The sequence below is a fragment of the Bradyrhizobium sp. CCBAU 53338 genome, from assembly GCF_015291665.1.
GTDB lineage: Bacteria > Pseudomonadota > Alphaproteobacteria > Rhizobiales > Xanthobacteraceae > Bradyrhizobium.
In genome coordinates this window covers 6,693,476-6,714,733 of the sequence record NZ_CP030048.1, presented here as the reverse complement: position 1 = coordinate 6,714,733, position 21,258 = coordinate 6,693,476, and the positions used below count along the sequence as shown (strand labels likewise).

Sequence of the window (21,258 nt, the reverse complement as noted above, 5' to 3'; positions counted from 1 at the left end):
TCTCGCCCGGAAGCGGGCTTTGAGGATCTAACGAGGCGCGATCGGACCGCCACCAGCGCAACAACGGGCGAATTGGATCGGACTGGCCGCCGTGGAGCATGCTGGCGATCCGAGGCGGCTCGACGGCACTAGGCCGCTCGACTGGGCACTCGTGGAATTGTCAGCCAAGCCCGGCGTCTCGCGCGAGAGCGTGACCGAATTGCTGTCGCGGGTCTGCGGCCAGGCTATCGCCCTCGCGCGCAAGATCGGCGCAGCCACCATCGCCGTCGAGAACGGCCTGGGCAAGCTGCGTAGCGCTGGCCCAGCGCGCGATCTCAACCGGACGATCAACTATTGGGCTCGCAATCGTCTGTCTGATTGGCCCAGCTCCCGTGGGGGCGGCCCGCGTCAGACCGACAAGGAACGTAACCAGGCAAGACGGGCGATGGCGCGCCCGGCGAGTGCCTGCAGAGATTCAAGACACACGGGATCATCCGCTCTCTCTGCTTCCTCGAGATAGGCGTCCGTCAAAACTTCGGCGATGGTCTCGGCGTCGCGCCGTTCAAGCTCCGCTGGAAAGCGACCGAATCCATTAGCCTCGGTCGACATTTGCCGGGCTTCATCTGCAAGCTCTCGCATTCTTCGCGCCTGTACCGGGTCGAGCCCACCTTCCAATTGCTCAAACTGGCCAGCCAATCGGCGCTCCAGGGCACTGGCATCGATTTGCTCGGCTTTTCCGGTAGCTGAACGTAAGCGATCATGTTCCTGGTGATAGGCGCGTCGGCGAACTTTGCGCAAAGTCGCGACATGACCAAGTTCCTCGCCCGCCATTACCTCGGCCGCTTTCTTGATCTCTGGGTCTTCGGCGAACGCTGCGAGATAGGACCAGAACGCAAAGGCGCGCTCTTCATTGCGAACCGCCATTGCCAGCGCGCGATATGGCGTCATCAGCTTGGAAGTCTTGATTTCGGTTGTGGCGTCGCGGTCGAACGTCGCGGGGGCGTCCCAGCGGACGAGGGTGGGGTCCGGCGGTTTGCCACGGCGCGATTGCGACCAACGGGTCACACTATCGACATGTTCGCGTTCCGCGGCCGCAAGATCGCTGAATACTGCGGCGAGCTCCGAACGGTTTTGGCGGGCCATCTCCTGGGCAAGCTCCGAGTATTTGCTTGCTGCTTCCTGTTCCATGGCGTTGGCGAGCGAGAACAATTCGTCAAGCGAATGTAACGCGCCGGCCGGTTCCGCTTTCAAGAGCGTGGTTCGGAGCAACGGCATGGTCAATCTCCACCGCTGTTTGTTGCGGCGCAAAGATGCATCGTGTTCCGATATTAACAAGACAGCCTTGACGGAAGTCAATTTCGTTGGGCTCAATGAGCCCGAAATCCGGTCTCAGTGGCGATTCCGGGACATCAAACGTTCAAAATTGGGTGGAATACCTGCCCCTGTTAGGCAGGCCGTTCCGCTTGTGGTGCTCCATGGCCCGTAGTTTCGTCGCCTTGAAGCGACGCGAAGTCAGCTTCGTGCTCGCCGTCCTGCTCGCAATCTGCACCGCGCTCTGGGCCGAAACGGCTCGAGCGGCCAGCGACCTGGCCAACTATCTTCCCAAATCCTCGCCTACGAACTTTTTTCCGGAGGCCGACCGTTTTGGTCCGCTACAGGGCGATCCGCCGATCGCGCCCGTCTACCGCGGCGATCAGCTGCAGGGCTTCGTCTATCTCAATTCCGACTTCGCCAACTCGGTCGGCTATTCGGGGAAGCCGATCCACATTCTGGTCGGCATCGACCCCAAGGGTGTGATCACCGGCATAAAGCTGGTCGATCATAAGGAGCCGATCGTTCTGATCGGCATTCCGGAGGCTCGGATCGTCGCAGCCGTCAATGGCCTCATTGGCAAGGACATGAAGCCCGTCGCCAGTGGCGCCGAGCAGCCGCCGCAGGTCGATATCGTGAGCGGCGCGACCGTGACCGTTCTGGTCATGAGCGACAGCATCGTGCGCTCCGCATCGAAGCTCATCCGGTCCGGGCGGATCGGGGGCAGCGATGCCGCTGCGGCCGCTGCCGCATTGCCTCCGGTCACCAAGACGATCAATCTCGAGAAAAGCGAGGTCCGCGACTGGCAAACTCTCGCAGGAGACGGGTCGGTCCGCCACCTGCACTTGAGCATCGGGGACGTGAACGACGCCTTCGCCAAATCCGGCAATGCTGCGGCCGCTCAAAACTCCGAGCCTGGCGACCCGTCCGATACCTTCATCGACCTCTACGCCGCTCTCGTCAGTGTGCCCACCATCGGACGCAGCCTGCTCGGCGATGACGCCTACGCAAGGCTCAAGGAACGACTGCAACCGGGCCAGCAGGCGATCTTGGTGGCCGGCAACGGCATCTACTCGTTCAAAGGCTCGGCCTACGTGCGGGGCGGCATCTTCGATCGCATAGAAATCCTGCAGGAAGGATCCAGCACCCGCTTCCGCGACCGGAATCATACGCGCCTGGGGAATCTGGCGGCCGCGGGCGCACCGGAGTTCAAGGAGATCGGGCTGTTCGTCACGCCGCCTGAGTTCACACTCGATCCGACGCAACCGTGGGAATTGAAACTCCTCGTCCAGAGAGCCACCGTCGGGCGCGACAAGGCTTTCCTCACATTCGATCTCAACTACGACCTTCCCGAGCAGTACATCCGTCGCGAGCAGCGCGCGGTGACCATTCCCGCGACCGCGGCGGCGCCAGCCGCCGTTGCTCCGCAGCCGGGCGCGCCGGCGAATGCCGAGGAGGAGCCTCTTTGGATGCGTATCTGGCGCTCGCAGGCCGCCTCTGTCGCGGTCACCGCCCTCGCCCTCGCTATTCTAACCGTTATTTTCTTCTTCCAGAACGTGCTGGTGCGACGACCGGTCTTCTACACTTGGGTACGCCGCGCCTATCTGGCATTCGTGCTGGTTTGGCTCGGCTGGTACGCCAACGCCCAGCTCTCCGTGGTGAATGTCCTGACGTTCACCAACTCCCTGGTAACTGGCTTCCACTGGGAGTTCTTTCTTGCGGCACCGCTGATCTTCATTCTCTGGGCGGCGGTAGCCGGTGGCCTACTGTTCTGGGGCCGCGGCCCGTTCTGCGGTTGGCTCTGCCCGTTCGGCGCCTTGCAGGAGCTCACGAATACAGTCGCAAAATGGCTGAAGGTGCCGCAGATCACGGTGCCATGGGGTCTGCATGAGCGGCTGTGGCCTATCAAATACATCATCTTCCTAGGGCTGTTCGGGCTCTCGCTGTACTCGGTCGATATGGCCGAGCGGTTCGCCGAAGTCGAACCATTCAAGACCGCGATTATCCTGAAGTTTGCAAGAAGCTGGCCGTTCGTGCTCTACGCCGTTGCGCTGTTGGTGGCTGGCTTGTTCATTGAACGGTTCTTCTGCCGCTATCTCTGTCCGCTCGGCGCCGCGCTCGCGATCCCCGGCCGCATGCGGACGTTCGAATGGCTTCGACGTTGGCAGGAGTGCGGTTCGCCTTGCCAGCGCTGTGCCAAGGAATGCCCAGTGCAATCGATCCATCCCGAGGGACACATCAACGTGAACGAGTGCATCTACTGCATGCACTGCCAGGAACTCTATTATGACGACCATCGCTGCCCGCACATGATCCAGGTGCGGCTCAAGCGTGAGAAGTTTGCGGCCATGTCCTCGCCGACGATGCGATCGGGCGGCAAGGGTCCGAAAACCGTCATCACCCACGCCGGAAAGCCCGTCCCTACAGGAACAGGCGCCGATCCATCCACTTCCTCATGACAGCAAGGAGACGAACGATGGCCCGAGACGAGGACAAGAATCGAGACGAAGACAAGAATGCCGTCAGCCGACGACAGGTGGTCGGGACCGCCGCGATCGGCGCCGCCGGCTTGGCAGGCGGCCTCGGTCTCGGCAGAGCCGTCGAGCCGGAGCCTGCTGCGGCTCAGGCCCAGGCACCTGCGCGCGCAGGCGGCCAGAAGATCGAGGTCGCGCCCGGCGAGCTCGACGACTACTACGTCTTCTTCTCCAGCGGCCAGACCGGCGAAGTCCGTATCATTGGCATGCCCTCGATGCGAGAATTGATGCGCATTCCTGTCTTCAACCGCGACAGTGCGACCGGCTGGGGCCTGACGAACGAGTCGCTGAAGATCCTGAACGATGGAATGACCCAGGAGACGCGCGACCGCTTGAAGGGGCGCTTGAACGGGGTCTGGCAGAACGGCGACTGCCATCATCCGCACATGTCGTTCACCGACGGCACCTACGACGGGCGCTACATCTTCATCAACGACAAGGCCAACACCCGCTTAGCCCGCATCCGCACCGACATCATGAAGTGCGACAAGATCGTCGAGCTGCCGAACCAGTACACGATCCACGGCATGCGCCCACAGAAATTCCCGCGCACCGGTTATGTGTTCTGCAACGGCGAGTACGAGGTGCCCCTGCCGAACGACGGCAAGGTGCTCGACGACAAGACCAAATACTGGTCGATGTTCTCGGCCGTTGACGGCGACACGATGAAGGTCGCCTGGCAGGTGATCGTTGACGGCAACCTCGACAACACCGATGCCGATTATCAGGGCAAGTACGCGTTCTCGACCTGCTACAATTCTGAGAAGGGCGTCACGCTGGCTGAGATGACCGCGAGCGAGACGGACTGGATCGTCATCTTCAACCTCAAGCGTATCGAGGACGCAGTCAAGAAGGGCGACTTCAAAGAGATGAACGGGGTGCCGGTGCTCGACGGCAAGCACGGATCGCCCTACACCCGCTACGTTCCCATTCCCAACAGCCCGCACGGTATCAATACCGCGCCAGACGGCATTCACGTCGTCGCCAACGGCAAGCTGTCGCCGACAGTCTCGGTGTTCGACGTCCGCAAGTTCGACGACCTGTTCGACGACAAGATCAAGCCGCGTGACACCGTGGTCGCGGAACCGGAACTTGGTCTCGGGCCGCTGCACACTGCGTTCGACGGCAAGGGCAATGCCTACACGACGCTCTTTCTCGACAGCCAGGTCGCGAAGTGGAATATCGAGACGGCGAAGCGCGCGTTCAAGGGCGAGAAGGTCAACCCAATCATCCAGAAGCTCGACGTCCACTACCAGCCGGGCCACAATCATTCCTCGATGGGCGAGACCAAGGAAGCCGACGGCAAGTGGCTCATCTCACTCAACAAGTTCTCAAAGGACCGCTTCATTAATGTCGGCCCGCTCAAACCCGAGAATGACCAGTTGATCGACATCTCGGGCGATCAGATGAAGCTCGTGCACGACGGACCGAGCTTCGCCGAGCCACATGATGCCGTGATCGTGCATCGCTCCAAGCTGGAGGGCAAGGTCACCAGCATCTACAAGCGCGACGATCCGATGTTCGCGGACGCGGTCAAACAGGCCAAGGCGGACGGCGTCACGCTCGAAAGCGACGCCAAGGTGATCCGAGACGGCAACAAGGTGCGCGTCTACATGTATTCGGCCGCGCCTGCCTACGCGCTCGAGAAATTCGACGTCAAGCAGGGCGACGAGGTGACCGTCTACGTGACCAACATCGATGACGTCGAGGACCTCACCCACGGCTTCTGCATCGTCAACTACGGCATCAACATGGAGATCGGGCCGCAGCAGACCTCGTCGGTGACATTCGTGGCCGACAAGCCGGGCGTCTATTGGTACTTCTGCACCTGGTTCTGCCACGCCATGCACATGGAGATGCGCGGGCGCATGCTGGTGTCGCCGCAGAACGTCTGACCATGCGGTGCGCGCGACGTCTTGCGGTCACGGCGCTGGCGGCTCTCTTGGCCGCCAGCGTTGGCGCGCACGCGGCGGCGTCGGAGAAGCTTTCGGTCACGCCCGAGGTTAACGACCTCCAGTCCATTCTCGATGCTGCCGCCGACGGCGACGAGATTTTGCTCGCGGCAGGTACCTACCACGGTCCGCTGCGCATCGCCCATCGGATCATGCTCTCGGGAGCCGATGGCGCAGTGGTCGATGGCTCCGGCAAGGGTAGTGTGATCACCATTTCGGCTCCTGGCGCGGTGGTCCGTAGGCTCGACATTCGTGGATCTGGACGCGCGCTCGAAGGCATGGATTCGGGGGTCTTCGTCGAGCAGTCGGCGCGGGGCGCCGTCGTAGAGGACAATCGGCTCCAGGACAATCTCTTCGGCATCTATCTGCACGGCGCCCCCGACTCGCTCGCGCGCCACAACAGCATCATCGGCCTGCGCCAGGCACCGATGAGTCAAACCGGCAACGGGGTGACCGTCTGGAATGCACCGGGAGCCAAGGTCGTCGACAACGATTTCCGGTATGGGCGCGACGGCATCTTCGCGATTACCAGCCGCAACAACGTCTTCAGCGGCAATCGCTTCCGCGATCTGCGTTTTGCCGTCCATTACATGTACACCAATGACGGCGAGATCATCGGCAATGTCTCGAAGGACAATATCATCGGCTACGCGTTGATGTTCTCCAAGAACCTCGTCGTGCGCGACAACGTCTCGGATCACGATCGCGACCGTGGCATTCTCTTCAACGCGACCAACGGGTCCGACATATCCGGCAATACCGTCATCGGCGGGCCGCAGCCCGCGGAGCGCTGGGCTACGTCGGACAATCGCGCCACCGACGAAGGCGTGCCACCAACGGTGGCGGGTTCCCTCGAAGTCGCTCGAGGCGAACGGATCGGCCCCGAGAAGTGCGTGTTCATCTACAACACCAACAAGAACCGCATCGAGCGCAACTGGTTCGAAGGGTGCGAGATCGGCGTGCACTTCACGGCCGGCTCCGAGGGCAACCGGATCACAGGCAATGCCTTCGTCAACAATGCCAATCAGGTGAAGTATGTCGGCACCCGCCATCTGGATTGGTCGAACGGCGGCCGCGGCAACTACTGGAGCGACAATCCGGCCTTCGATCTCAACGGCGACGGGGTCGCAGACACGGCCTACCGGCCGAATGGTCTGATCGACCACGTGCTTTGGACCGCGCCGGCGGCCAAGGTTCTTATCAACAGTCCCGCCGTCCAGGTGATCCGCTGGGCGCAAGCGCAGTTTCCGGCGTTGCTGCCGGGAGGCGTGGTCGACAGCCATCCGCTGATGGCGCCGCCAAAGCGCCGCACGGCCGCGGAGGCGCGATGACCAGCACGGTACGCGTCAGCGACGTCACCAAGGAGTACGGCCTAGTGAAGGCCGTCTGCGGCGCCTCCTTCCAGTTGGAGGCTGGCGAATTAGTGGCCCTTATTGGCCACAACGGCGCCGGCAAGACCACGCTGATGAAGCTGATGCTGGGCCTCATCCGACCGACCAGCGGATCGGTCGAGGTGCTCGGCGACAATCCCGCTGCCGGCGAGTTCGCCGGTCGCCGACAGCTCGGCTATCTCCCGGAGAACGTTTCCTTCGACGCCGCCCTCACAGCCCGCGAAACCCAAACCTTCTACGCCAAGCTGAAGCGTGAGCCGATCGCGAAGGCCTTGGCCCTGCTCGACGCCGTCGGCCTTGGCCCTGCTACGGGCCGCCGGGTCGGAACCTACTCCAAAGGCATGCGCCAACGGCTTGGACTTGCACAGGCGCTGATCGGGCATCCGCGGGTGCTGCTGCTGGACGAGCCGACAACAGGGCTCGATCCGGAGCTACGTCAGACCTTTTATGAGGTGATCGAGCGCCTCGCGGCCGACGGCGCGACCGTGCTGCTGTCCTCACATGCGCTGACTGAGCTTGAGGAACGGGCCGGCCGTGTGATCATCATGAACCGGGGCATCAAGGTCGCGGACGGCTCGATCGGCGAGCTCCGCCGTCTAGCACGGCTGCCGACCAGGATCCGCCTCAAGGTCGCCGGATTGGCGAAGAGCGAAATGCCGGCTTGGGTTCCGGCGGACGCGACGTGCCGGCGTCTCAACGGTCGGATCGTCGAGATCGAAGCCGTATCAGATCGGAAGATCGAACTTCTGCACCGCGCGACGGCCGCCGGCAATTCGGTGGAGGACGTAGAGGTCGCTCCGCCGACTCTCGACGAGCTATACGCCCACTTCCTTCGCAATATGGAGGAAAAGCCGTGAACGTGCTGATCATCGCGACCAAGGAAATCCACCAGGCCGTCCGCAATCGCTGGGTGCTCGCCGCGACGCTCCTGCTCGCCGCCCTCGCACTGTCGCTGACTTTCCTGGGCAGCGCCCCGACCGGCACCGTCGGCGTACGCGCACTCGATGTCGTGATCGTCAGCCTTTCCAGCCTGACGATCTTCCTCGTTCCGCTGATCGCGCTTCTGATCTCGCACGACGCCATCGTCGGCGACATGGAGCGCGGCACCATGCTCCTGTTGCTCAGCTACCCCGTCGCCCGATGGCAGGTGCTGCTCGGCAAATTCGTGGGGCACCTCGCGGTGCTCGCCTTTGCGACCTGCCTCGGTTACGGGCTTGCCGTCGGCGCGCTGGCGGCGACTGGCACCCGGGTGGACTCGGACAGCCTGCTCGCCTTCGCGGCGATGGTCGGATCTTCCGTGCTGCTCGGCGCAGCGTTCGTCGCGATCGGCTATCTCGTCAGCGCCCTGGTGCGCGACCGCAGCACGGCGGCCGGCATCTGCATCGGGCTGTGGCTGTTGCTAGTCCTGATCTACGACATGGCACTTCTGGGCGTGCTTGCGCTCGATCAGGGCCGCAGCATCTCCGCCACCGCGCTGAATGCGATGCTTCTGGCGAATCCGACCGACGCCTACCGCCTGATCAACCTGACCGGGTTCGCCAATGTCAGCACTTTCGCCGGCATGGCCGGTTTGGCGCAAAGTACCTCCCTCACGGTGCCGGTCCTCCTCGCCGTCCTGATCTGCTGGACCGCCGTGCCTCTCGGACTGGCTGCGCTCGCCTTCTCGAGGAGGGAGCTATGAGGCGAACTGCCCTCGCGTTCGCTCTGGTGCTGCCGGTCGCGCTTGGCGGCTGCTGGGAGAAGCAGGCCGCGACCCCTCCGCCGCCCCATAGGATGACCGCCGAAGACATCGGGCACTACTGCGGCATGAACGTGCTCGAGCATCCGGGACCGAAGGGGCACATCTTCATCGCGAGTCTGATCGAGCCGGTCTGGTTCTCCTCAGTGCGCGATACGATCGCGTTCACGATGTTGCCGGACGAGCCAAAAGACATTCAGGCGATCTATGTGTCCGACATGGGCAAGGCGCCGAGCTGGGACAAGCCGGGGCCGGACAATTGGGTTGAGGCAAGGAAAGCCCTGTTCGTCATCGCCAGCCGCGCGAAGGGAGGCATGGGAGGTAATGAGGCCGTTCCGTTCTCGGACCGCGGCGCGGCAGAGAAGTTCGTGGCCGAGAACGGCGGACGCATTGTCGGCTTCGCGGAGGTACCGCGCGATTACGTCCTAGATTCGGAAGGCGAAGGGACAGGACCGAAAGACGGCGCCATCGTGCGCGGACCGGCCGACTGAGAAGGATGCCATCATGCAAATGGTTTCACGACGACGATTCATCACAATCAGTGCAGCAACGGCTGGCTTCGCGCTCTCTCCGCTGTCCCCAGCAACAACCTCAGATGCGGAGATCGTGGTCTGGCGCGGCACGATGCTGGGAGCGACGGCGACGATGAAGATTCATCATTCCGTAAGAGCCGAGGCGGAGCGCTTGATTTCCGTGGCCTGCGCGGAGGCGCGCCGATTGGAAGGCCTGTTCAGCCTCTACCGAAGCGATTCGACATTGGTCGAGTTGAACCGGACCGGTGTCTTGGTCGATCCTGCCGCCGAGCTGGTCGATCTTCTCGCGATCTCGAAGCGTTACGCCAGGCTGACCGGCGGGATGTTCGACCCGACAGTCCAGCCGCTCTGGGAGCTCTATGCGGACCATTTCTCGAAGACCGATGCCGATCCTTCCGGGCCATCCCAAGCTGCCGTCGAGACGGCGCTCGCCCGAGTTGGCTGGGATCGTCTGTCGGTCAGCCGCGACCGGATCGCAATGCCACGGGGCACCCGCATCACCCTCAACGGCATCGCTCAGGGCTACGTGACGGACAAGGTCGTTGAGCTGCTGCGATCGCAAGGCATCACGCAAAGTCTCGTCGACATGGGCGAGACGCGAGCAATCGGGGCGCGTCCCGACGGCCAGCCTTGGGAGGTCGGCGTCGCCGATCCCGAAATCGTCGGCCAGATGCAAGCGACCCTTCCGATCATTGACCGCGCCGTCTCTACCTCTGGCGCCTATGGCTTCCGCTTCGATCCCACGGGTCGGTTCAATCATCTGTTCAACCCGGCGACCGGCGCCTGCGCCCACCTTTATAAGAGCGTCACGACCGTGGCCCGCAGCGCCACCGCCGCGGACGCGCTCTCGACCGCGTTAAGCCTGATGTCTGAACCGCGGATCAGATCTCTGCTGCCGCAGTTAGAGATCGAACGGGTCCACCTGATCGATACTGCGGGGGTGGTATCGGAACTCGTGGCGTGACAGTTTGACGTTGAAACTGAAGCAAGGAGAACTGGATGAAGAGAATTGCATTTGTGGCCCTGTTCCTCGCTGCCGGATTTGGGCAGGCGAGCGCCCAGGACGCGGCTGCCGGTGAAAAGGCATTTGCTGTCTGCAAGGCGTGTCATCAGGTCGGCGATAGCGCCAAGAACGCCGTGGGTCCCGTGCTCAACGGGTTGATCGGACGCAAGGCCGGATCAGTCGAGGGCTACAACTATTCCGACGCGAACAAGAAGTCGGGCCTCACCTGGGACGAGGCGACGTTCTCGGAGTATATCAAGGACCCGAAGGCCAAGGTTCCCGGAACCAAGATGGCTTTCGCCGGGATCAAGGACGAGCAAAAGATCAAGGACTTGATCGCGTATCTGCACACTTTCGACAAGGCTCCGGTGAAGCTGACCCAGCAATAGGGGCCCGTCACCATTAGACAACAGATCGGCCGGCGTGACTCGCATCGTCATCCAAATGCAAAGGCCCGGGGTTACCTAGGAGCCCGGGCCTCGCAACCGCGACGGGGCGCTGAAGCACCCCGTTCGGCTATGGTGAATATATGCGGCCGTCGAACTGCCATGCCTTGACCTTGCGCAAGGTGGGAACGAGTTGAAGCCGATCGCGTTGCAGCACGGTGCCGGCGAAACGCCGGCACTTGATCCGGGAGTGACCCCAGCCCCATCAGCCCCCGGCTGGGGTCACTATCGGAGATGCCTCTGCCGCTCTTAGGAGCTTGAACAGCGACCTTACCCGGCACTATGTTTGTCTGGTCTGACTGGGGCAGGTCCGATGACGACGCACGATCCGAGAACGAAGGTTTGCCCGACTTGTGGCAAGCCAATGACGCTCGTGCCGTCCAGTGGCGACGGACGAGAGAGCTTTAGCTGCGTCGATTGCGGGAATGTCGACCCGCTCAAGTCTGTCGTCGTCCGCGGTTGGATCGAAAGTTCTCTCAAGGTGCCCGAAAAATAGGCAAATTGTTGATCTGCGTCATGTGTCTAGCCACGAGGCGGCCGGATGATGAGACATGAGCAGCATCATGTTTCGATGTCCGGCGACTGCCGAATATGTCCAGCAGTGGATCGATGAGGATCGGCCCGCCGAACGGGATGCTTTCGCCGTCGTAAAATGCCCGTCTTGTGGCCGCGTGCACTTCGTCAACCGATGCACCCACAAGCTGCTCGGCCACGAAAAGGAGTGATCCGTCGCGGACTTTTGGAGAAGGGGACAGTCCTTTGACCGATGTACCTGTGATCTTGGTACCCAACAGGTAATCTTGGCCGGCGAATCAGGACCTTGAACTCGTGGGTCGGTCGTCATCGCGGCCTTCGGCCAGGATGTGAAGCCGGTGCGGGTCGCGCAATACGACGCGCTGACGACCGCCTTCGACAAGGCCTCGGCTCTCCCAGCCGCTGAAAATTCGGCTGACGGTATGCAGCGTCGTGCCTGTCATCTCGGCGATGTCCTGGCGGCTGATCGGGAAATCGATCTCGATTCCGGCGTCTACTTTGCGGCCGGCTTGCTTGGCGAGCCGCAGCAGCGCATGCGCGACGCGCTGTTCGACCTGTTCGTTCGAGATCTCGATCACGCGAGCTTGGGTGTCATGCAGCCGGCTACCGACTGTCTGCAGTGCACTGCTGGCAAGGCTCGGATACTTGGCGATCAGTCGTCCCCAGGATGAGGATGGCCAGGCGAGCGCGATGCTGTCGACGGCCGCGACCGCCGTCGCGGGATAGTGCGACAGGTTCATGGCCTGCGCGACGCCGAACAGTTCGCCCGCGGACACATAGCGGACGACCGTCTGCTGACCTTGCGCCGTGACCTTCTCGACGCGGAGATGACCATGCAGCAGCACGAAGAAGCGGTCGGCTTCCGCACCCTGTTCGAACACAACCGAATCCTTCGGATATCGGACGGACCGCGCCTCGTGCAGCAACTCCTCCTGCTCGGCGGGCATCAGGCCCGCGAACATCGAGAGATTGATGACCAGCGAGCGGTCGACGGAAGCCATGGCGTGCTCTCCTCGAAACGCCGCGGACACTACCCCGCGAGAGAACGCTTCACAACACTCGCCTCGGCAGCGACAAAACCACTGACGTCCGTTGGGTAGCGCGAGCAGATCTTCTCAGGGGACCAAGTTTGCATTCGCCGGGGAGAAGGAACAGCAATCGTCGCGGCCTCGTTCATTTAGCTGGTGTTCTACACGCTCGACCGTCGCTGAGCTACTGATCACCGGCTCGTGACATTCCGATTCGGATGATGTGACGCGGACGCGCTCCCGCAACCTTTCGAAGACTCTCATATATCGTACTCCGATCTATTTACGAGAGCTTATCGCACTGCGAAACATCCGCAGTCTTTGCGGCCTAACAAAGATACCCAAGGCACGTCCACCTAGGCTGGGGACAACACTCAGGAACCCGTCCATGGCAACCATGGCCAAACTGCGCGCCTATCGAGGGCTAGCGCTATTCTCCTTCGGCTTCCGGCCGTTCTTTCTGTTCGGTGCAATCCACGCCGGCGTGATGATCCCGCTTTGGCTCGCTGTCTTCGCGGGTGAGATTTCGCTGCCGACCGCATTTGCTCCTCGGGACTGGCACGTCCACGAGATGCTGTTTGGCTATGTCGCCGCCGTGATTGCAGGTTTCCTGCTGACGGCGGTGCCGAACTGGACCGGTCGTCTGCCCATCCAGGGGAAGCCGCTCACGGTTCTCTTCTCGACTTGGCTCGCAGGCCGCCTCGCCGTGAGCCTCTCCGCGGAGATCGGCTGGGCAGCGGCTATGATGCTGGATTCCCTGTTCTTGCTCCTCCTCGCGGCCGCGGCGGCGCGTGAGATCGTAGCAGGCCGGAAGTGGGGCAACCTGAAAGTCGTCGGCATCGTCAGCCTGCTGGCAATCGTGAACGTGGCATTTCACGTCGAAGCACATCTCAGCGGCCTCGCCGAGTATTCGACGCGCGCGGGTATTGCCCTCGTCGTGACACTCATCGGCGTCATCGGAGGCCGGATCGTGCCGAGTTTCACCCGCAACTGGCTCGCGCGGCGATCGCCAGGACGCATGCCGATTCCTTTCGGGCGGTTTGATGCTGTGGCGATGGCGGCAGGCGTCTTCGCGCTGTTGATCTGGATCACCGCGCCGAGGGGCGGACTTGTCGCCGCTGCGCTTTGTTTTGCTGGCCTGCTGCATCTGGCGCGCCTGTCGCGATGGGCGGGCGAGCGGACGTTTCCGGACCGGCTGGTCCTAATTCTCCACGTTGCTTATGCCTTCGTTCCGGTCGGCTACTTCCTGACTGCCCTTTCGGCGCTCGATCTCGCCGCGCCGGGGGCGGGGGTGCACGCCTGGACCGGCGGCGCGATCGGAACGATGACGATCGCGGTGATGACGCGTGCCTCGCTCGGTCACACCGGCCAGGCGCTGGCGGCCTCGCCCACGACCCAGTTGCTCTACCTCGCGGTTGTGACAGCGGCGCTCGCACGCATTTGCGCCGCGCTCGAGCCCGCGCATGCGGATATTCTGCTGCCGGTTGCCGGCGTAGCTTGGACGGTCGCATTTCTCGGTTTCGCGCTCGCGTACGCATCGCTGCTCTGCCGGGTGCGCAAAGCTTGAGGAGGCGATCATGATTGGCGGCAACCTCTCGAAATGGACGATGAGCTACTTTGCGATCGCGATCGCCTGGCTGATCGCGGCCGAAGCGCTGATGGCGGCCGGTTTCGGCTTTCCTGCCGCGGACCTCGGCTCGCCGGATACGCTGGTCGTGGTCCACATGGTCTGCATCGGCTGGCTCAGTCTGGCCATGTGCGGCGCCCTGTTCCAGTTTGTGCCGGTATTGGTTGCAAAACCACTCTTTGCCGAGAGTTGGGAGCTTCCGAGCCTGGGACTGCTCACGACAGGACTCGGCGCCCTCCTCGCCGGGTTTCTTGCGCTGGGTGGTCGCCTGCCAGCTTGGCTGTGGCTGCTTCCACTCGCCGCGGCCTTGCTCGTCGCGGGCTTCGGTCTCGTCGCCACAAATCTCGGCCTGACAGTCTGGCGTGCCCGCACGCCGGTCGGTCCTGCTCACTTCGTGCTCGCCGGTTTGGGCGCGCTGTGTGCGACAGCCGCACTTGGAAGCACGTTCGCGTGGGCGCTCGCCGGTTATGGAGGGCCGGGATTCGCTGCGCTGCTGGCGTCCGGCGTCCCGCTTCATGCTATCGCAGGGCTTGGTGGCTGGCTGACGCTCACGGCCATGGGCGTCAGCTATCGGCTACTTTCGATGTTCATGTTGTCGCCAGACATCGACGGACGCAGGGTCCGAAGGACCCTCATCGCTGGTTCGGCGACGTTCGGCATGACCGTGGCCGGCGGGCTGCTCGCCATCGCGACCGAGTGGAGCGTCAGTGTTGTTCTCGCGTTCGCCGGAACTCTCGGGCTCACAACGCTTGCGCTCTACGGCCGCGATGTCGGCGAGCTCTATCGCCGCCGCAAGCGGCAGCAGCTCGAACTGAATATGAAGATGGCGGCCTGTGGATTTGCGAGCCTCGCCGCCGCGACGCTGCTGGGATTTGCCCTCGCGGTCACAGGCTCGTTCGCTGCTCACGTTGGTGCCTTTGTGTTCCTGGTCGCATTCGGTTGGCTTTCCGGCCTTGTCCTCGCCAAGCTCTACAAGATTGTTGCCTTCCTGACCTGGCTTGAGGCCTACGGCCCGGCGATGGGGCGCGCTCCGACGCCGCGCGTGCAGGACCTGGTTGCCGAACGGCGAGCTGTCAAATGGTTCGCGGCCTACTTCGCCTCCGTCTGGATCGGAACCGCCGCCCTGCTGTGCGGCCAAGCATCGATATTCCGCGGCGCAGCCCTTGCCATGACAGTGGCAACGATCGGCATCGTGCAGGAACTGATCCGGACGCGACGCCTCACTGATGTGGCCGAGCCGCTTCGCCAGCAGAGTGGGACGATTGCACCGCGGCTTCTGTACTCCCGGACTTGACTCACGAACAAGGAACAATGGCCATGACCAGCTACATCGACGTCGACGTCCGTCCCATTCTTCGCGCCGGAGGCGAACCGTTTTCGGTCATCATGGCGGCGCTGGGACGGCTTGAGACAGGCCAGGGCATTCGCCTCTACGCGACATTCAAGCCGACCCCGCTGTTCGCCGTCCTGGGCGACAAGGGCTTTGCGCACTCGGAACGAGCGCTCGATGACGGCGAGTGGGAAATCCTGTTTACGCCTGGCGACGCGCCGTCGGCGGCGCCATCGCTGCAAGCGGCTGTCCCCAACGTCTGGCCTGATCCGGTCGTCCAACTCGACAACCGCGATCTGGATCCACCCGAACCGATGGTCCGAATTCTTGGTGCCGCCGACCAACTTGCTCCCGGTCAAACGCTGTCGGCGCTCCTCCGTCGCGAACCGCTCCTCCTGTTTCCGCATCTCGAGAAACGCGGCTTCCGCTGGCTCGGCGGCTTCACGCCTGATGGAACGACCTATGAACTCACCGTGAGGGCACCGCAATGACGGATGACTTCATCGCAACTATAAGGGATGCGCTCCGCGTCGTCATCGATCCCGAACTCGGACACAACATCGTCGACCTTGGATTCGTCTACGAGATCACCGTCGTGGACGACGACGTCTATATTCTGATGACGGCGACCACGAAAGGCTGCCCGGCCGCCGGTTTCCTCAAGGAAGGTGTCGCAAATGCCGCCTCGCAGGTTCCGGGCGTCCGGTCGGTCGACGTGGCGATGACATTCGACCCGCCGTGGACGCCGTCGATGATAGCGCCGGAGGTGAAGGAGTCGCTCGGATTCGCGCCAGTTCACTAAGCGTCGCGACGTATTTGCGCTGCGACAAGGTCGTCGGCGTTCCTCTCGGCTACTTTCACAGTTGCGCATGGACACCTCTCTTGCGTAGTCGCGGCCGACTCGCGAATTGCATCGGCCGCGGCGACGATCCCAACCCAATGACCCACACCGCATAGCCCCGCAGAATGACACCGCATCAGCATCAGTGTGCGGCCCAACCCAAGCGGCGCTATTCGGATCCTGGTCAAACTCACGCACTCTTAAGACAATGCCCGACGGTTCCTCTACTGCCCACCTCTATCATCCCAAACTCCTCACGACGATTGGCGAAGGTTATGGACTCGCAGACCTGCAGCGGGACGCAACGGCAGGGCTGACGGTCGCCGTCGTGGCGTTGCCGCTCTCCATGGCCATCGCGGTGGCCTCCGGCGTCACGCCCGAGCGCGGACTCTTCACCGCCATCATCGGCGGTTGTCTCGTTTCGGCGCTGGGTGGCAGCAGATATCAGATCGGCGGACCAGCCGGCGCCTTCATCGTGCTGGTGGCCGCGACTGTGTCTCAGTTCGGGCTCGACGGACTTCTGCTGACCGTCCTTGTCTCCGGCCTCTTGCTAACCCTGATAGGTGCGCTCGGCCTCGGATCGCTGATCCGGCATATGCCGCATCCGGTCACGGTGGGCTTCACCTGCGGCATCGCCGGCACCATCTTCTCAAGCCAAATCCGCGATCTCTTCGGCCTCATACTGGCGACCAAGGAGCCCGGTCCGGTCGTACCCAAGCTTGTCGCGCTCGGGTCCGCGCTGCCGACCATGAGCTGGGCCGCTCTCGGCATCGGCGTCGGCACGTCCACGCTAATCTTCGCGCTACGTCGGTGGCGGCCCAACTGGCCCGGGATGCTGATCGCGATTGCAGTAGCCTCCGCGGCCACTCTGGTTTTTGATCTGCCCATTGAGACCATCGGCACTCGCTTCGGCGAAATCCCTCAAGGCTTGCCGGTTCCGCACCTGCCGAGTTTCTCGCTCGATCTCATCGTTCAGATCCTTCCGACCGCTTTCTCGTTCACGTTGCTCGGTGGCGTGGAAAGCCTGCTGTCGGCCAAGGTCGCCGACAGCATGACCGGCCGCAAGCACCGTTCCAACATGGAATTGATGGCGCAGGGGATCGCAAACATCGCCTCCGCCATGTTCGGAGGCATCAGCGTGACCGGCACCATCGCGCGGACCGCTACGAACATCCGTGCCGGTGCGCGGAGCCCGCTCTCGGGAATGATCCACGCAGGGTTTCTGCTGCTCTTTATGATGGTTGCGGCTCCCTTGGCGCGCTACATCCCGCTTGCAGCACTCGCGGGTGTGCTGGTGGTCGTCTGCTGGTCCATGGCCGAGAAGGAGGAATTTGTTCGACTGGTCAAGAATTGGCGGAGTGCCGCCGTGCTAGTCCCGACATTCGCCCTCACGCTCTTGAAGGATCTCACCTCCGGCATTGTGGTCGGTTGCGCGCTCGCGGCACTGCTGGCCTGGCCAGGCAGTCCCCAAGAGGAGGAAGACGCATAACAGACCAGCTTTCGGAGGAACCGGAACCGTTGATTTGGATCAACGCCCCTGTTCGGACATAGATCATGCGTGACGTATGAGTCGATCGGAAAAGACAGCTTCTTCGAAGTCGGACGTGTCGAAGCCCGCAGGCCGAACCCACGGTAGGCAGCGGAACGAGGCGCTTCGGATCCTTGATGAATATGCCGACGATCTCCGCCAGATCATTGCGAAGCTTCGTGGGCGCCTTCATTGAGAATGGTATGCTCGGCGCTCACCAGTCTTCTGTCGAGGTGTGACGACATTGGCGTCAATTCCGCGGGGGGCCATCGGGCGTCCATGTCCCGCAGGCGCTGACGATTGCGCTGCACGATCTGTCTGGCTCCGGATAAACTCAGAACGCCTTCGGAGTGAATTTTGGGACAGCGTCACAGCCGGCATTCAGACGATCTGGACGGCCGGGCTATGTAATAGATGGCCGACTATGCCGTCGAGTTTACAGCCGAGGTGGAGATGACAGGCGCGCATGCCCATACGCCCGTATGACCACGCGCGTTAGGCCGAATCTGTTGGTCGCGGGGAAGTTCTATTCGTGCGCGATTACGGGGACTAACCCCAATGAAGGCATACCTGCATTAAGCAAGTGATCCAGTACCGCGACCGCGCTTTGTCCCACAGAAGACGTGGACAGCTTCAAAACGGAAGGTGCTTTCGAACTCCGCACCGGCCCATCGCATCCCTTTGCGAAGGTCCTTTCGCGCGATCGGACGACGCGAGAGGTACGACCTAACTCCGCCCACCTAAGGGCGCAGAGATGGCTGTGCCGAGCGGCGTTCCGATGGAGGTCGCTGGCATTGGGACCGCTGCCGATATCCCGAGCAACTCGCGACCGTGTCGACCGTAGCCGACATGTCAGTGAAGAGCACGCCGCATTGAATCTTGGGCCCTTTGCTACGCATCGTAGCCATTGAAAACGATCCTCACAATCGAAAGATATATTTTGAATATTGCTTTTTGGGAATGATGCGCTTAAACATCTACGACAGCTCCTTCGACGCCATGCGGCGCGCGGGAGGCGACAAGAGGCAGGCCGATGACTCACGTCGTCACTGATAACTGCATCAAGTGCAAATACATGGACTGTGTCGAGGTCTGTCCCGTCGACTGCTTTTACGTCGGTGAGAACATGCTTGTCATTCACCCGGACGAGTGCATCGACTGCGGTGTTTGCGTGCCGGAGTGCCCGGCCGAAGCGATCTTTCCGGACAGCGATATTCCGGCCAACTCACATTGGCTTGGTCTAAACCATAAGTATTCTGGTCTTTGGCCGAACATCGTCAAGAAGGGCGAGTCGCCACCCGATGCCGATGCCTGGAACGGCGTTCCCAACAAGTTTGCCGAGCATTTCAGCCCGAAGCCGGATGAGCCGCTCGAGCTTCGATCTGCTGCCGAGGTCGCCGGCGGTGATCAATCAGACGTTCGTGCGACCAAAGGAGAAGACTAGGAATGTCCAGTGCCAACGCAAACGCCTCAATCGTCGATGTACGCGAGCTACCGCCGGCTCAGCGTCATCAGAAGATTTTCCAGCTCGTCAACGAACTGGCCGTCGGAGGATCGTTCATTCTCGTGAACGATCATGATCCGAAACCGCTCTACTACCAACTGGAGGCCGAACATCCGAAGCAGTTCTCCTGGACCTATGTCGAGAGCGGTCCGACCGTCTGGCGCGTCGAGATCGGAAAACTCGCCAAGGCGGCCTGAGCGGCACCGGGCAGCGGGAGCGAGGCTGTTTCGCCTCGCCTCCGTCCAATCTCGAGGAGAAGTCATCGCTGACTCGGAGGCGATGTTGCCTGACGACCATCCTGCATGGCCGCGGCTGCATCGCGCCATTTCTGTAACGACCGCAAGATGAAGGAATGACATATGACGCAAGCTTCTTACGAACTCGACGTACGGCCGATTCTGCGCTCCGGCGGCGAACCCTTCTCGGCCATCATGCAGGCCGTCAACGGCCTCAGCGCTGGACAGGCGCTCCGCTTGCTGGCGACGTTCGAGCCGGTGCCGCTCTACACGGTGCTGGGTAAGAAGGGATTCGACCATGCCGCAAAAGAGATCGGTGGCGGCGATTGGGAAGTGCTGTTCACTCCGCACGTTCAAGCCGCTGACGCTCAGCCGACACCGGACGGCGTTGCCGCTTCGAGATGGCCCGAGCCCGTGCGCCTGCTTGATAATCGCGATCTCGATCCGCCGGAGCCAATGGTGCGCACGCTTGCGGCCGTCGAAGACTTGCAGCCGGGCGAGGTATTGTGTGCTCTTCTGTGCCGCGAGCCGGTATTCCTGCTGCCGGAACTCGGCAAGCGAGGATTCGAATGGCTGGGCGGGTTCGAGACGGATCAGACGACGTACAAGCTCCTGATACGTAAGGGCGCCCAAAGGGAGGCGGCCGAATGAAAGTCGCCGGCGATCTGGTCGAGCGGGTGCGCACGGCGCTTCGCCAGGTGATCAATATCGTCGATCTCGGGCTAGTCTACGATGTTGCCATCGCGGACGACGGTGTGGCCCGAATCTCCATGACCACGACGACGAGGGGCTGCCCCGCCACCAATTATCTCAGGGACGGTGCCGGAGAGGCAGCGCAGTCCGTCGCCGGGGTTCATTGGGCCGATGTCCAGCTTACCTATGATCCCCCGTGGGCTCCGGTCGTGATGAGCCAGGCGGCAAAGAACTACCTAGGGGGCGGTCGATGACGCGGGCCTCCGTCAGTCCCGGCCTCAACTATTCCGCGCTGGCTCCCCTCATCTCGCCGCACGAGCAGATCAACTTGCTCTTGCTTGATGCTTTGCAAAAGCTTGCCGATGCCGGCGAGGTAGACGCCGCCTGCCGCATCGCCGGCAAGGCCTGCGTCATCCTCCGTCGAAGCGCCCCAAAGGATGAGAGGCGCTTTAACGCCTTGTTGCACCGCCTCCTGCGCAAGCTGTGATCGATTTTGTGGAGGCTACCGGCATCGCGAGCCGGTCGGCGCTGCAAATGGAAGCCCTGCAAATTGCAAAACATCGAGATTATGTATACCTTTGGTTTTCTCCGTGCCGCTGATTTATTCAATTTGGGATCCGCATGCGACTGACGAATTTTACCGACTACGCGCTCAGGCTGCTAATGTACGCGGCGGCCCATGACGACCGCCTGATCACCATCGAGGAAGTGTCCGAGGTCTACAAGATCTCGCGCGCGCACCTCATGAAGATCACGAACACCCTGACGCGGGCCGGCTTCTTGAAGGCCGTGCGTGGCCGCTCCGGCGGACTGACGCTGGCAAAGCCGCCGCACAGGATAGGCTTGGGCGACGTCGTCCGCGCTACCGAACCCGATTTCGCACTGGTCGAATGCTTTGCTAAGGGAAACCAATGCATCATCACACGCAGTTGCCGGTTGCGCGGCATCTTCCACGAGGGGCTCGATGCGTTCAATGCGGTGCTTGACAAGTACACGCTCGCCGACCTGATGCTCAGGCCCAAGGACTTTGGCGTCCGACCCGCAGCATGA

21 protein-coding genes and 1 pseudogene are annotated in these 21,258 nt (G+C 62.2%); 19 read left to right on the top strand and 3 right to left on the bottom strand.

Going from position 1 to position 21,258, the window contains the following annotated elements; translation table 11 throughout:
• Positions 1-387: 387 nt before the first annotated feature.
• Positions 388-1,254, bottom strand: coding sequence for a ferritin family protein (locus tag XH90_RS31600; RefSeq protein WP_194478135.1), 867 nt, complete (start codon positions 1,252-1,254; stop codon positions 388-390).
• Positions 1,255-1,454: 200 nt separating this feature from the next.
• Between XH90_RS31600 and XH90_RS31595 the strand changes: the two genes are divergently transcribed.
• Genes XH90_RS31595 through XH90_RS31560 form a run of 8 tightly spaced genes read left to right on the top strand, consistent with a single transcriptional unit; the run spans position 1,455 to position 10,830 of the window.
• Entirely contained in the window at positions 1,455-3,749 is a 2,295-nt protein-coding gene (locus XH90_RS31595; RefSeq protein ID WP_194478134.1) for a NosR/NirI family protein, read from the top strand.
• A 17-nt stretch (positions 3,750-3,766) separates the two neighbouring features.
• Positions 3,767-5,719: a TAT-dependent nitrous-oxide reductase gene (gene nosZ, locus XH90_RS31590; protein WP_194478133.1), complete on the top strand. Its 1,953-nt coding sequence runs from the start codon at positions 3,767-3,769 to the stop codon at positions 5,717-5,719.
• 2 nt (positions 5,720-5,721) lie between these two features.
• Positions 5,722-7,107: a nitrous oxide reductase family maturation protein NosD gene (locus XH90_RS31585; protein WP_194478132.1), complete on the top strand. Its 1,386-nt coding sequence runs from the start codon at positions 5,722-5,724 to the stop codon at positions 7,105-7,107.
• Positions 7,104-8,024, top strand: coding sequence for an ABC transporter ATP-binding protein (locus tag XH90_RS31580; RefSeq protein ID WP_194478131.1), 921 nt, complete (start codon positions 7,104-7,106; stop codon positions 8,022-8,024). The genes XH90_RS31585 and XH90_RS31580 overlap by 4 nt, the downstream gene beginning before the upstream one ends.
• On the top strand, positions 8,021-8,848 hold the full coding sequence (locus XH90_RS31575) for an ABC transporter permease (protein WP_194478130.1): 828 nt from the start codon (positions 8,021-8,023) through the stop codon (positions 8,846-8,848). The genes XH90_RS31580 and XH90_RS31575 overlap by 4 nt, the downstream gene beginning before the upstream one ends.
• Positions 8,845-9,396, top strand: a complete 552-nt coding sequence (locus XH90_RS31570) for a nitrous oxide reductase accessory protein NosL (RefSeq protein ID WP_194478129.1) — start codon at positions 8,845-8,847, stop codon at positions 9,394-9,396. Before XH90_RS31575 ends, XH90_RS31570 begins: the two co-directional genes overlap by 4 nt.
• 10 nt (positions 9,397-9,406) lie before the next feature.
• Positions 9,407-10,402 carry an FAD:protein FMN transferase gene (locus XH90_RS31565; protein ID WP_194482878.1) on the top strand — a complete coding sequence of 332 codons (996 nt, stop codon included), beginning with the start codon at positions 9,407-9,409 and terminating at the stop codon, positions 10,400-10,402.
• A 35-nt stretch (positions 10,403-10,437) separates the two neighbouring features.
• Positions 10,438-10,830, top strand: a complete 393-nt coding sequence (locus XH90_RS31560; protein ID WP_194478128.1) for a cytochrome c family protein — start codon at positions 10,438-10,440, stop codon at positions 10,828-10,830.
• A 533-nt stretch (positions 10,831-11,363) separates the two neighbouring features.
• Here the strand turns inward: XH90_RS31560 and XH90_RS31555 are convergent.
• Both XH90_RS31555 and XH90_RS31550 read right to left on the bottom strand, forming a co-directional pair.
• Entirely contained in the window at positions 11,364-11,678 is a 315-nt protein-coding gene (locus tag XH90_RS31555; protein WP_194478127.1) for a hypothetical protein, read from the bottom strand.
• A 21-nt stretch (positions 11,679-11,699) separates the two neighbouring features.
• The gene (locus XH90_RS31550; RefSeq protein ID WP_194478126.1) at positions 11,700-12,422 is read right to left on the bottom strand and encodes a Crp/Fnr family transcriptional regulator; all 723 of its coding nucleotides are present in this window, start codon (positions 12,420-12,422) and stop codon (positions 11,700-11,702) included.
• Positions 12,423-12,837: 415 nt separating this feature from the next.
• On the opposite strand from XH90_RS31550, the gene XH90_RS31545 reads away from it, so the two are divergent.
• The 11 genes and pseudogenes from XH90_RS31545 to XH90_RS31495 all read left to right on the top strand — a co-directional run bounded on the left by XH90_RS31545 (position 12,838) and on the right by XH90_RS31495 (position 21,258).
• Positions 12,838-14,016: an NnrS family protein gene (locus tag XH90_RS31545; RefSeq protein ID WP_194482877.1), complete on the top strand. Its 1,179-nt coding sequence runs from the start codon at positions 12,838-12,840 to the stop codon at positions 14,014-14,016.
• Positions 14,017-14,107: 91 nt separating this feature from the next.
• A complete protein-coding gene (locus XH90_RS31540; protein ID WP_371748281.1) occupies positions 14,108-15,370 on the top strand; it encodes a hypothetical protein in 1,263 nt (420 codons plus the stop codon).
• A 23-nt stretch (positions 15,371-15,393) separates the two neighbouring features.
• Positions 15,394-15,897, top strand: a complete 504-nt coding sequence (locus XH90_RS31535) for a DUF2249 domain-containing protein (RefSeq protein WP_194478124.1) — start codon at positions 15,394-15,396, stop codon at positions 15,895-15,897.
• Positions 15,894-16,208 (top strand): metal-sulfur cluster assembly factor, encoded by a 315-nt coding sequence (locus XH90_RS31530; RefSeq protein WP_194478123.1) that lies wholly within the window; start codon positions 15,894-15,896, stop codon positions 16,206-16,208. Before XH90_RS31535 ends, XH90_RS31530 begins: the two co-directional genes overlap by 4 nt.
• 247 nt (positions 16,209-16,455) lie before the next feature.
• Positions 16,456-17,736, top strand: coding sequence for a SulP family inorganic anion transporter (locus tag XH90_RS31525; RefSeq protein WP_194478122.1), 1,281 nt, complete (start codon positions 16,456-16,458; stop codon positions 17,734-17,736).
• 1,072 nt (positions 17,737-18,808) lie between these two features.
• Positions 18,809-19,141 (top strand): annotated as a pseudogene (gene fdxA / locus XH90_RS31520) (ferredoxin FdxA); the annotation flags it as partial.
• 80 nt (positions 19,142-19,221) lie between these two features.
• On the top strand, positions 19,222-19,476 hold the full coding sequence (locus XH90_RS31515) for a DUF2249 domain-containing protein (RefSeq protein ID WP_194478120.1): 255 nt from the start codon (positions 19,222-19,224) through the stop codon (positions 19,474-19,476).
• A gap of 162 nt (positions 19,477-19,638) precedes the next feature.
• Positions 19,639-20,166, top strand: a complete 528-nt coding sequence (locus XH90_RS31510) for a DUF2249 domain-containing protein (RefSeq protein WP_194478119.1) — start codon at positions 19,639-19,641, stop codon at positions 20,164-20,166.
• On the top strand, positions 20,163-20,462 hold the full coding sequence (locus XH90_RS31505; RefSeq protein WP_194478118.1) for a metal-sulfur cluster assembly factor: 300 nt from the start codon (positions 20,163-20,165) through the stop codon (positions 20,460-20,462). The genes XH90_RS31510 and XH90_RS31505 overlap by 4 nt, the downstream gene beginning before the upstream one ends.
• Positions 20,459-20,695, top strand: coding sequence for a hypothetical protein (locus XH90_RS31500; protein WP_246755645.1), 237 nt, complete (start codon positions 20,459-20,461; stop codon positions 20,693-20,695). The genes XH90_RS31505 and XH90_RS31500 overlap by 4 nt, the downstream gene beginning before the upstream one ends.
• 134 nt (positions 20,696-20,829) lie before the next feature.
• Positions 20,830-21,258, top strand: a complete 429-nt coding sequence (locus XH90_RS31495; protein ID WP_194478117.1) for an Rrf2 family transcriptional regulator — start codon at positions 20,830-20,832, stop codon at positions 21,256-21,258.

Coding starts and splice junctions, on each gene's coding strand:
- XH90_RS31600 (WP_194478135.1), bottom strand. CDS start 1,254: ATGCCGTTGCTCCGAACCACGCTCTTGAAAGCGGAACCGGCCGGCGCG.
- XH90_RS31545 (WP_194482877.1), top strand. CDS start 12,838: ATGGCAACCATGGCCAAACTGCGCGCCTATCGAGGGCTAGCGCTATTC.
- XH90_RS31515 (WP_194478120.1), top strand. CDS start 19,222: ATGTCCAGTGCCAACGCAAACGCCTCAATCGTCGATGTACGCGAGCTA.
- XH90_RS31535 (WP_194478124.1), top strand. CDS start 15,394: ATGACCAGCTACATCGACGTCGACGTCCGTCCCATTCTTCGCGCCGGA.
- XH90_RS31570 (WP_194478129.1), top strand. CDS start 8,845: ATGAGGCGAACTGCCCTCGCGTTCGCTCTGGTGCTGCCGGTCGCGCTT.
- XH90_RS31530 (WP_194478123.1), top strand. CDS start 15,894: ATGACGGATGACTTCATCGCAACTATAAGGGATGCGCTCCGCGTCGTC.
- XH90_RS31540 (WP_371748281.1), top strand. CDS start 14,108: ATGGCGGCCGGTTTCGGCTTTCCTGCCGCGGACCTCGGCTCGCCGGAT.
- XH90_RS31595 (WP_194478134.1), top strand. CDS start 1,455: ATGGCCCGTAGTTTCGTCGCCTTGAAGCGACGCGAAGTCAGCTTCGTG.
- XH90_RS31495 (WP_194478117.1), top strand. CDS start 20,830: ATGCGACTGACGAATTTTACCGACTACGCGCTCAGGCTGCTAATGTAC.
- XH90_RS31560 (WP_194478128.1), top strand. CDS start 10,438: ATGAAGAGAATTGCATTTGTGGCCCTGTTCCTCGCTGCCGGATTTGGG.
- nosZ (WP_194478133.1), top strand. CDS start 3,767: ATGGCCCGAGACGAGGACAAGAATCGAGACGAAGACAAGAATGCCGTC.
- XH90_RS31505 (WP_194478118.1), top strand. CDS start 20,163: ATGAAAGTCGCCGGCGATCTGGTCGAGCGGGTGCGCACGGCGCTTCGC.
- XH90_RS31580 (WP_194478131.1), top strand. CDS start 7,104: ATGACCAGCACGGTACGCGTCAGCGACGTCACCAAGGAGTACGGCCTA.
- XH90_RS31500 (WP_246755645.1), top strand. CDS start 20,459: ATGACGCGGGCCTCCGTCAGTCCCGGCCTCAACTATTCCGCGCTGGCT.
- XH90_RS31525 (WP_194478122.1), top strand. CDS start 16,456: ATGCCCGACGGTTCCTCTACTGCCCACCTCTATCATCCCAAACTCCTC.
- XH90_RS31550 (WP_194478126.1), bottom strand. CDS start 12,422: ATGGCTTCCGTCGACCGCTCGCTGGTCATCAATCTCTCGATGTTCGCG.
- XH90_RS31585 (WP_194478132.1), top strand. CDS start 5,722: ATGCGGTGCGCGCGACGTCTTGCGGTCACGGCGCTGGCGGCTCTCTTG.
- XH90_RS31510 (WP_194478119.1), top strand. CDS start 19,639: ATGACGCAAGCTTCTTACGAACTCGACGTACGGCCGATTCTGCGCTCC.